This window comes from Bradyrhizobium sp. MI1.7 (assembly GCF_055811795.1).
In genome coordinates this window covers 1-9,288 of sequence record NZ_JBVVPO010000135.1, presented here as the reverse complement: position 1 = coordinate 9,288, position 9,288 = coordinate 1, and the positions used below count along the sequence as shown (strand labels likewise).

The window sequence follows — 9,288 nt, the reverse complement described above, 5'->3', positions numbered from 1 at the left end:
TCGACCTCGGCGCGCCGGCGCGGGGGCATTAGGCCGCGCCATTCTCTGAGGGCCGAGCGCATCGGTTGCGACGCCGTTAGCGTCGACGGTTTTCCCCGCTGCGTCCGTGAGTTGCGACTCGACTCAATTGTTCTTGTTATGTTCTAATGCCTCATGACCGACCACCCTGCCCGCTGGCGCTTTCCCACCATGAAGCAAATCCAAAAACTCGCATCCACCTCAGGATCGACCAAAAGCGCCCGCCAGCGCCGTGGCCGCGGCGCTGCTGGGATCGGCGGCGGTCGCCGCCCCGCTCAATCCGACCGCCGCCGGGTCGACGGAAGCCTCCGCCATCGACCAGGTCCGCTTGGTCTGCAACGAATATGGACGTTGCTATCGGACCCGTGGCCCCCGCTACGTTCAGCGCTATTACGGCGGCGACGATGACGGGTACGTCGTGCGCCGCAGCTACGGGTACTACGGAGGGCCCAGTTACTACGACCGCGGCTATACTACTACGGCGGCCCGAGCATCGGTTTCAGCTTCGGGACCCGTAGCTGGTGACCTAGGAAAAGCCCGCTCTCGGAGAGGCCCTTTCCGCGCTGCGCGCGACGAGCATAAAACGCCCCTAATTAAACGCCCTCTACTTTCGTAGGACACAAAAAAACCCCGCCGGCGGACGGCGGGGTTTTCCATTTGATGCTCTCTGTGTCCTCGTCCGGCCGGTCCTTCGGTGAAGCTCCAGATGCTCGCTTGGCGACGCGTCGCGCCGCCCTTCTGAGGCGGAGCCTGGCGTCGTAGTCGCCTAAGTCACGCCCTCAGCAAGATAGAACGGAGAACAGTTGCGCAGCCGAGCCGCACCATCTCGCGGTCACGGCTGATGAGGTTCGATGCGCGCTCGCCGAGCTGTAGCGCAAGGAGGTCCTTGGTCCTCCCACTCGCGTACGAAGGCCAGCGCGAACTGGTTGGCCTGGCGGCCATGAGCGGCCTTCGCCCTCTCCACCAACGAAGGGTCGCGACGAAGCATCCGCGCTATCAGCCGATGTGCCACCAGCTTCGCTGGTGCCGCCTACCACTCCTTTGTTCAAGCCGTCGCTCACCATCTGGTCTGACCTTTAATGCCCGCATTCAGTGGGCGTTGTCTGAGCTTGTCAAGGAATATAGCAGCCGGGTGATGTCGCGGGAGCGCCGAGAGGTCCCGAGGCGACGGCCACTCCTTCAGCTTGTAGGTCCCGTCAGCCATCGAGCAGCTCCTCTACGACCCTGGATACCTCGGTCTTGTCCTGGATCGCCTTGATGGCGTCGCGAGCGCCTCGAGGGGATGCTCGAATGCTGCGGTGAACGCCGACTTGGCCGACACGGATGATCTTGCTGTTCTGAAGGCAGCACGGCCCATTCGATCAGTAATTGCTACACAATCAAATCGTGAGCCGCATGGAGATTGGCGTGCCCTGAGTGATCGTGGTGCGCATCTGAAATATCAATCCCGTCAGCATCCTGGACCGGCTCCGGCCCCTCGCGTGCAACAGCATGCTGACTATCTCCATGGTTTTTTCCATTTCCGTGGCTCAGTTGCTGTAGGTCATACATGTCTGAAAACGTATTGTCGGTGCCATTTTTAAAATGAAAGGAATCGCCAAGTTCGGTGCCAACCGCTGATTTGGCCTGATCTGCGCTGCCGGAAGAGGGCCCACTCTTTCCTGCAGTCGCAATCTTCAATGCCGAATGTGCATCGTTGGCAGAATTTGCGGACGCCGTTGGTATATCCCGCTGCGGTTTGGCAGTATCTAAATCACCTGCCTGTGGATGCTGTGCGTGTTGCTTGCCGGCCGCGGAGCCATCTTCGAAAGCCTGCAAATCGCCGTGCGCCTGTCCGCGATTCGAATGTTCTCCCGCGGTCTCATGCTGGGCGTGCCCCTTGGCGGCTCCGGAGCTGTTGTCGGACTCGTGTAGGGTCTTCTGCGATTGACCGTGATTTAAATCGTCTCCCGAGGCCTCATGCTTGGCGTGCCCCTTGGCAGCTCCGGAGCCGGCGTCAGACTCATGCAGGGCTTTCTGCGATTGACTGTGATTTAAATCGTCTCCCGCGGCCTCATGCTTGGCGTGCCCCTTGGCGGCTCCGGAGCTGTGGTCGGACTCATGCAGGGCCTTCTGCGATTGGCCGTGATTTAAATCGTCTCCCGGGGCCTCGCGCTTAGCGGTTTCGGAGCTGTTGTCGGAAGCGCGCAAGTCCGATTGCGATCGATCCTGATTGGACCCGTTATCCCGGCCTGTCTGCGTTGGGTCACGCTGCGAGGCTTCGTTCGTGGCCGCCGCAACAACGTCAACGGTCCCGGAACCTCGGGGAATAGTGATTTCTCGGTCGCTGCCGCCACCCTCCGCATGGGCATTGCCGACATTAAGCTCGCTGCCGCCTGTGGCGATTGTATCGCCTTGAGCGAACTCGAATGCGAACGCCCCATCGTACACGGCCGTGCCGCCGAAATTTGCGAACCCGGGAAGTGCGGATGCCAGTCCATTGGCGTCGCTTACGGTAGATGAAGTGACGATGTCATCGCCGAAATCGAACGCCTGCACGGCGTGGTTGGCACCATCGACCTCGTAGATCAAGGCGGCGAAAGCTGCAACCATGAAGATGCTGTAGCTGCTCGAACCCGGCCTCGGCGCGTTGAGTGTTACCTGCGTAAATAGGCTCGCGGCAATCTCGGCCACGGGATCGACGATTTTGCCGGTCGGCGATGACCCAGTTGCGGCGCCGGCGCGGTCCTTGGTCGCGCCTCTGGCCAGGGTCCCACCTGATACTGCTTCCTTGCGGCTGATTTTGATGGTGACGACCTCCGCACACCCGTTTTCGGCCATGACCGTGAAACTTTCGGTTGCGGCGTGACAGGGCGAATCGTCCAATGCTGCCAAGATCGCAGCTGCCAGGATACTCATCGCGCCATAACGGCGCGACAGTGCCAGCGCGGCGAGCTCCGTCCGGCTTTTGATTCCGAGCTTCTGTCGCGCGTGGTCGATGTGAATCCTGACGATCTCGAGAGAGACACCGAGCACCCGAGCAATTTCACTGTCCGACAAACCTTCGGCGACGAGATCCATGATCGTCCGCTCGTTGACGGTCAGAACCGCCAGAACGTTATTGCCGAACGAGGCGATCCCATTAGCTTCGTTACCGACCCTAGCCAAGTCGGACCCCGGTTTTTCCAGCCTCAGGGACTGGACCAGCGCTTCTGGTTGGGCGTTCATCGAAATCGCGCCGCAAGCACCGGTCGCCAGTGCCCTGGCAAGATCGCCGCAGGCGACAGTAGCAGTAAAGAACACCAGCCGGGAGGAAAGGCCTTCGTCGTCCATGACGGCGAGGATGTCGGAGGCGGTTACATCTGTGAACCCGTCCTCCAGTAACACCACATCGGGCGTCAAGCTCCGAATGGCCGCAAGGCAACTAACTCCATCAAGACAGCACGCAACCACTTCGAAATCGGGCTGCGCTACGAGCAGCGATGCAAAACCCTGCAGAACAATGGGACGTCGATCTGCTATCACAAGTCGAACGCGACGCATGGGCTTCCTTCGCTCGGCCTCGCAACGCAACTGAGAAGCGGCGATTTAACTCCGCTCGGCCGATTGGGTTCCTAGTTATCATAATGGAGTTCGTGCGGACGTTTCTGACGATGAGTTCAATCAGTCCGTCCGGATAGCGCCATATGGATCGCCCTAGCCGTCCAGAGGTCGTACCGCTCGATGGCACTGATGAGTAGAACTCTCTCCGATGTCGTTATTGCGCGAAAGCGGCCGAAAAACAGGATCCCAGTCGACGACCCTTCACCGGTACAAATCGATCTCGACTGCAATCCGGACGAGGTCGGAGTGATTTTTAGCGCCGAGCTTGGACTTCAGCATGGAGGTCGTGTTGGCAACGGCTTTATAGGAGATGCCGAGTTCGGACGCGACTTCTGAGATGCGGTCGCCGCGACCCAAAAGCTTCAGGATCTCGAGTTCGCGTGGGTTCATCTGCGTCAAAGGACTGGCCTTGATCGCCGCGCCCGCGAAGGTCGTCGCTTCAGCCAGACGCGGTGAGACGAAGCGCTCCCCGGCTGCAACCTTCCGGATGGCCTTGGCAGGAGACGGGGATCATCGCCCTTTGAGACATATCCCTGAATGCCCATCTCCACAGCGCGCACCACGAACGCTGGATCTTCACTCACGGTGAACATGACTATTTTGGCGGCGGGATCATCCCTGCGGATTCGCCGGGTCAATTCGAAGCCGGTAAGGTCGGGAAGCGTCACGTCAACCACGGTGACGTCGGGATGCTTCTGCAAGTACGCACGGTGGCCGTCCTTTGCATCGGAAGCTTCCAGGATCTCGACGGAAGGGTCCGAAGTGAACAAGGCCCGGCAGCCCGTTACGACAACGGGATGGTCGTCGACGATCAGTATCCGCATGTCGTTCTGGCCCTCATTACACGTCCTCACTTCCTCCAGTTGTGCAAACGTCGCGAGCCCTGGAAAGGGTTCTGTGTCCGCGCGTGACGTCGGGCGATCCAACCGATGGAGCAGAGGTAGGCGGCGGCCAGAATGGCCGCGACCGCCGTCGCCTAGCGTACCCAGATTGGAAAGTCGGACTTGATCGTCAGGAGGCGGTGTAGAAAGGCTTTCATTCTAGAGACCCTCGGGGCTCGATGCACCGACGAGGATTCTCGCTCTCGCTTACTAGATTTCTTCCGCGGTCCGTCTCCAGCTGCCTTCGCCGCACGGCGTGCTCCGCCGGCCGGTCATCGAGGACACGTTCATCAAGCGTTGTGCACGGCTCCTACAAAGCCGGCTTTCACTTCTTCAACATGACACCGGAACGAGCGGGCTTTCTCCATTTGCGACTACTTAGGTTCACACCGTCGAAGCGGCACTCTCCTGAAATCCGCACCACCGGGAAGAACATCCCCGATAGAACTTCAAGAGCCTCACCTGCCGGCCTTGCCCTCGATCTCTCGCGCTAACCGCTCCGCTCTGAGACGTCTGTGGTTTTCCTGAAACTTTGGATCGGCCTGACTGTCCGCAATCGTTTGCCGCGCTCCGTTTGGGTTTTGCGCCTTGCGGTCCGCCTCGAAGGCTACCTGCTGCTGGGCGGAGCGTTTCCGTTCGGTCATTACTGGATCCTTGCACTCATTGATCAGAGCCGTATCACGCTGCAAAGATAGTTGGAGGAAGGAGCCATCATGTCACTTCGCGTAACCCTGGGATCGGAGCCATGCGATCCGACGCTCTCCATTCATCCAATCGTCAATTTCTGTCTTGCTTGTGAAACCCATAATTTCTCGGGGTTCTGCGCCTGGGTACTCGGCGATGATAGCCCAGTCGCCTTCAGAGTTACGGACCGGTTTGAAACTCACTTTTACTTTTGCCATGCCGAACTATGCAGGAAAGTGCGCAAAAAGTGAAGCTCGCGGAAGCATTTCAAGCCCCCGGCCCCGGCCGACTCCTTTTGTCGTGCAGGCGAGGAGCCGCTCTATTTCCGAGCACCCAAGGTCGTTCCCGCAATTCAGTCACCAGTTTCGGAACAAATCCACCAACCGTGTTGAAAAGCACCGTTGGCTTTCTTATTGAAGTCTCTCAACTGCTGGTGTATTGTTTCAGATATCGATACTGGCCGAACAACTGTTCCGCTTTCGCCTCAACTCCTGACGGCGCGCACGTTTCAGACATTCTCCAACATCGACTAACCGGACTGGCCGCAACTCCGCGCGCCAGATCCTGCGCGTTTACGAAAGGACGATCTGATGAACACAGGTACAGTGAAGTGGTTTAATACCCAAAAGGGCTTCGGCTTTATCCAGCCGACAAACGGCAGCAACGACGTTTTTGTTCATATCAGCGCGGTCGAACGCGCCGGTATGGGCACTCTCAGCGAAGGTCAGACGCTGTCTTATGACGTCGTCGCAGACCGTCGTACGGGCAAGTCCGCCGCCGAAAATCTTCGTGCTGCTGCTTAAGTAAGAGCACGACAGACCTGTCGCTTTCGCCACGGATGTACTGGCAGAGCTTGTGGTCATGCCCCGTTCCCAAATCATTGGGAGCGGGGTTTTTGATTGAACCGGTCAAAGCCATGCATAAGCAAGCTCGTCGGCGGCTTCGCTTAAAAATCATCGCGCGTGGTCGCCGAGAGAAGAGCCGACAAAGCAGTTTGGATTCGCTAAGCCAGGTCAAGAGCGTAGAGGTTGGTATTCGCTTCCCCGATCGCTGGATGGCTGACTCCTAGTTTTATCCTGGCGAAGGAGCAGCAAAGGCTGTTTGAAGATCTAAACTGCGGGCGATGTTTACAGACTTCATGAGTACCCCGCTGCCGCGGATGCTTTGCCTGTTGTCAGTTCGCCCCCTCGGCCTGATGCGGCCTGTTCAACCTCTTTACGAAACGATTCGTGTGTGCATTGGGCGGCCGTGCAATTCAACAAACGTGGTAGGACTAGCGCAAAGCAGGAGATCGGTTGATCGATCGCGAAAATGTCCTGCGAGCGCGGCGCGCAAAGCCCCCTCAAAGGCACGAGGTGTGACAAAGGCGCGGCCAATGTCGGTCTGACGCTCAGACTCGTAAAGTTCGAACGCTCGCAGCCACGAGCTGCGCGCTTGCCGCACTAAAGGCGTATACGTCGGCCAGCGCCATGACCTGCGAACTGCTGAGTTCTGCTAAACAAAAGGCGGTACCTCGACCAGCGTTCCGATCAATCGCAACAATGCTTGCTGTTCGGGCCCTCTTCCGTGACGATGACCGGTTGAAGGCTCGCGAGCGATGAACCATGCGTCGCGACAGATCTTGTCGTAGAGCAGATAGAAGCGAAAGGTGGGCTCCGCCTTCGCTTTACAGTAGAGCTTTCTCTGAAGGCTCCGGATCTTATCAGGCGTTGTCAGGTCACCTCACCATCTTCAAAAGCGCACCAGAAGTCGGGGCCCTTTGCTCCACCGGCATTACCCGGCATCAACGCTCCTACTGCCCTGTCCGACTCCCACCGTGACCACCGCCTGATGCGATGTTGAGGCCGCTACCCTCGTCCGCGACGGATCTCCCCCTGTAACTGCGAACTACCCTTCCGACGTGCCGTGCCCACTACCCCGGCGGATCGCGTGGGTGCGCGTGTCAATTGCTTCCCCACACGTGCGGCCTTCCCCAAATGACCGGAGGGTCGGCATCCGCATTAGAACTTTCGAGGCCTGCTCAGGCTTCACTTTGTTACGGCCCATCGGATCGCTCAGCGGCCCAAGGCCGCCTTTGTCGCAGGGCTCCGACCCAGCCAGTTACCCGACCGAGCCGCCTGCCAGCTTCCGGACCAATCGACATTATCCGGGTGAGACCCTCCCTTACTGATAGTTCGCGCCCTCGGGGCGCACGGTCAATCGCGTCGGTTTGTCCCTGAGCGGGCGACTTCTGGTCTGACCGGATAACGGACATCGTCAGACCGGACCGGCATGTCTCGGGCCCTTTCGGACGCCCGCATTGCAGCAAGAAAGCCTATGCGGTCCGCACCGGTGAGGGGAGCGCCAGCGCCGCTACGGCATCCGCTATTCCCGGCGTATCTGCATAGGTAACCATGTGACCGGCATCCTCGACCAGATGAAGCAGGGAGCGGGGCAACACCGCGTGGAGGCGGCGCGACTGGTCGGCCTCGATGAGCCGGTCAGCCTTTCCATGCACGATCCTAACCGGACACCGGATGCCCCGGTATTGAAGCTGCAGCTGCGCAGCAGCTGGAATAAGGAACGCGCTCTCCTCGGCGGCCGCCCTCAACTGCTTGGGCCGGAGAGCCAACGAGATCGGAAATTCATTCTTGAATTCCGGCGGAATGGCACGCGGCGCGAACAAGGTGCGCATCAGCTTCGGCATAATGGCCCACGATATGATCGGCGAGATAGTGTAGCGCATCAGATCGCCGAGCAGCGGCAGCGCCGGAGCTGACATGAGCCAAAAGTCCGTCCGAGCGGTTGGAAAATAATAGCCGGACACAAGCACCAGCCCACTCACGGCATAACCGCTTCGCAGCGCCAGCGCGATCGCCACCAGCGTTCCCCAGGAGTGGCCGAGCACCACGGGATTGCGCACCCCAAGCTGATCAAGAGCCTTCGCGAACAAGGCAGCTTGCGTTGTGGGCGTCCAGATGCGCGTGCGCGGACGGTCGCTGTAGCCAAACCCTGGCCGGTCGAAGCAAACGACGCGATAGTTGTGGGCCAGACGGTCGACCAAACCGCTTAGGACGAGATCCTGAATCATGGTGCCGTTCCCGTGAAACAGGACCACGCAAGGCGCGGCGGCATCGCCCCGTTCGATATAGTGAAGGCGCACTCCGTCGCAATCGGTAATGACGCCGATAGGCGGATTCTTTCGCTCCGCTGTCACCTGAAACGCGATGTTGCCGAGGATCAGAACGACAAGTCCCGCAAAAACGATCAGCAGAACGGCTTCAGTTGTGGACATGGTGTCAACCTACATTCCTGATCGTGGGTCCCTCGCATTGGCGGCACCGAGCCCGCTAAGGGCTGCTGATTCCGCTCCCTCGTTGTGAGCCGCGCAACGTGATCGGCGCGTGCGTGATCCGCGTTTGCGTCCATCCTTTGCCGCAGCGGGTACCGCTTGCAGTTATCGTCCGGCCAGAGCCGTGAGCTCTCGGGGCGGCTTGATGCGCCAGAACGGATACGCCGCCAATTCTTTCGAATGCTGCCCGAACATATCGACCCGTCTGCTTGTAAACTCCGTAATGACGGCGAAAAGTTCAGTTGGTGACCTGATCATCGCAAGTCTCAGGCCGAAATCAAAAGCAAATTGCACGTTGGCCTGGGCTATCTCAAGAAGCTTTGCTTGGTACGCCTGCATGTTTGCCGTGGCTTCCGCAAAGCCTTTCATTGGATCGCTATCAATCATTCTCTGACTGAGGTCCTCTGGCAAGGCATCCACCCGAGACTCAATGATAGGAGCCTCGTGTCTAGGATCATCATGAAGCTTAAGAGGCGGTTCAATCGAGACTGCCGCAACAGAGCGAAGAAAAGTCTCTTTCGGGCTTCTAGCAATGGCCTGCGTGTTCCGTTGGGCCCGCGCGGTCATTTTCGGATTGCGGGCGCGCTTTGACGCTGGTGCCGGTTTGCGTTTGCTCATCTGACGCTCCAAGAATATGGGGCTGCGACCACAACGGTCATTTCTGAACCGACAACAGGCTTTGTGATGTGGCGTTCCAAACCCGCGCATTTTGGAGTCCCGCATGAACTGAGATCAATCGCACGCTCTGCGATGTGGACGATGATTTCAGGTAGCAACTCCAACCAACAAACG

General features: G+C 58.9%; 5 protein-coding genes and 2 pseudogenes. 3 read left to right on the top strand and 4 right to left on the bottom strand.

Features of this window, described 5'->3' with window-relative positions; translation table 11 throughout:
• Nucleotides 1–250: 250 nt before the first annotated feature.
• Nucleotides 251–543: pseudogene (locus AC0L3X_RS45720) on the top strand (hypothetical protein).
• A gap of 846 nt (nucleotides 544–1,389) precedes the next feature.
• Here AC0L3X_RS45720 and AC0L3X_RS45715 read toward each other — a convergent pair.
• Both AC0L3X_RS45715 and AC0L3X_RS45710 read right to left on the bottom strand, forming a co-directional pair.
• Entirely contained in the window at nucleotides 1,390–3,399 is a 2,010-nt protein-coding gene (locus tag AC0L3X_RS45715; RefSeq protein WP_354100719.1) for a response regulator transcription factor, read from the bottom strand.
• Nucleotides 3,400–3,801: 402 nt separating this feature from the next.
• Nucleotides 3,802–4,424, bottom strand: a pseudogene (locus AC0L3X_RS45710) (response regulator transcription factor).
• Nucleotides 4,425–4,996: 572 nt separating this feature from the next.
• On the opposite strand from AC0L3X_RS45710, the gene AC0L3X_RS45705 reads away from it, so the two are divergent.
• On the top strand, nucleotides 4,997–5,176 hold the full coding sequence (locus AC0L3X_RS45705; RefSeq protein WP_028154347.1) for a hypothetical protein: 180 nt from the start codon (nucleotides 4,997–4,999) through the stop codon (nucleotides 5,174–5,176).
• A gap of 579 nt (nucleotides 5,177–5,755) precedes the next feature.
• Nucleotides 5,756–5,968: a cold-shock protein gene (locus tag AC0L3X_RS45700; protein WP_028154346.1), complete on the top strand. Its 213-nt coding sequence runs from the start codon at nucleotides 5,756–5,758 to the stop codon at nucleotides 5,966–5,968.
• A gap of 1,511 nt (nucleotides 5,969–7,479) precedes the next feature.
• Here the strand turns inward: AC0L3X_RS45700 and AC0L3X_RS45695 are convergent.
• Both AC0L3X_RS45695 and AC0L3X_RS45690 read right to left on the bottom strand, forming a co-directional pair.
• Complete coding sequence (locus AC0L3X_RS45695; protein WP_085398569.1) at nucleotides 7,480–8,439, bottom strand: alpha/beta fold hydrolase; 960 nt, start codon at nucleotides 8,437–8,439, stop codon at nucleotides 7,480–7,482.
• A gap of 162 nt (nucleotides 8,440–8,601) precedes the next feature.
• On the bottom strand, nucleotides 8,602–9,114 hold the full coding sequence (locus AC0L3X_RS45690; protein ID WP_085398568.1) for a phasin family protein: 513 nt from the start codon (nucleotides 9,112–9,114) through the stop codon (nucleotides 8,602–8,604).
• Nucleotides 9,115–9,288: the final 174 nt, after the last annotated feature.

What these genes read in the sequence shown, in the direction of transcription:
- AC0L3X_RS45695 (WP_085398569.1), bottom strand. Translation starts at nt 8,439, where the DNA reads ATGTCCACAACTGAAGCCGTTCTGCTGATCGTTTTTGCGGGACTTGTC.
- AC0L3X_RS45700 (WP_028154346.1), top strand. Translation starts at nt 5,756, where the DNA reads ATGAACACAGGTACAGTGAAGTGGTTTAATACCCAAAAGGGCTTCGGC.
- AC0L3X_RS45690 (WP_085398568.1), bottom strand. Translation starts at nt 9,114, where the DNA reads ATGAGCAAACGCAAACCGGCACCAGCGTCAAAGCGCGCCCGCAATCCG.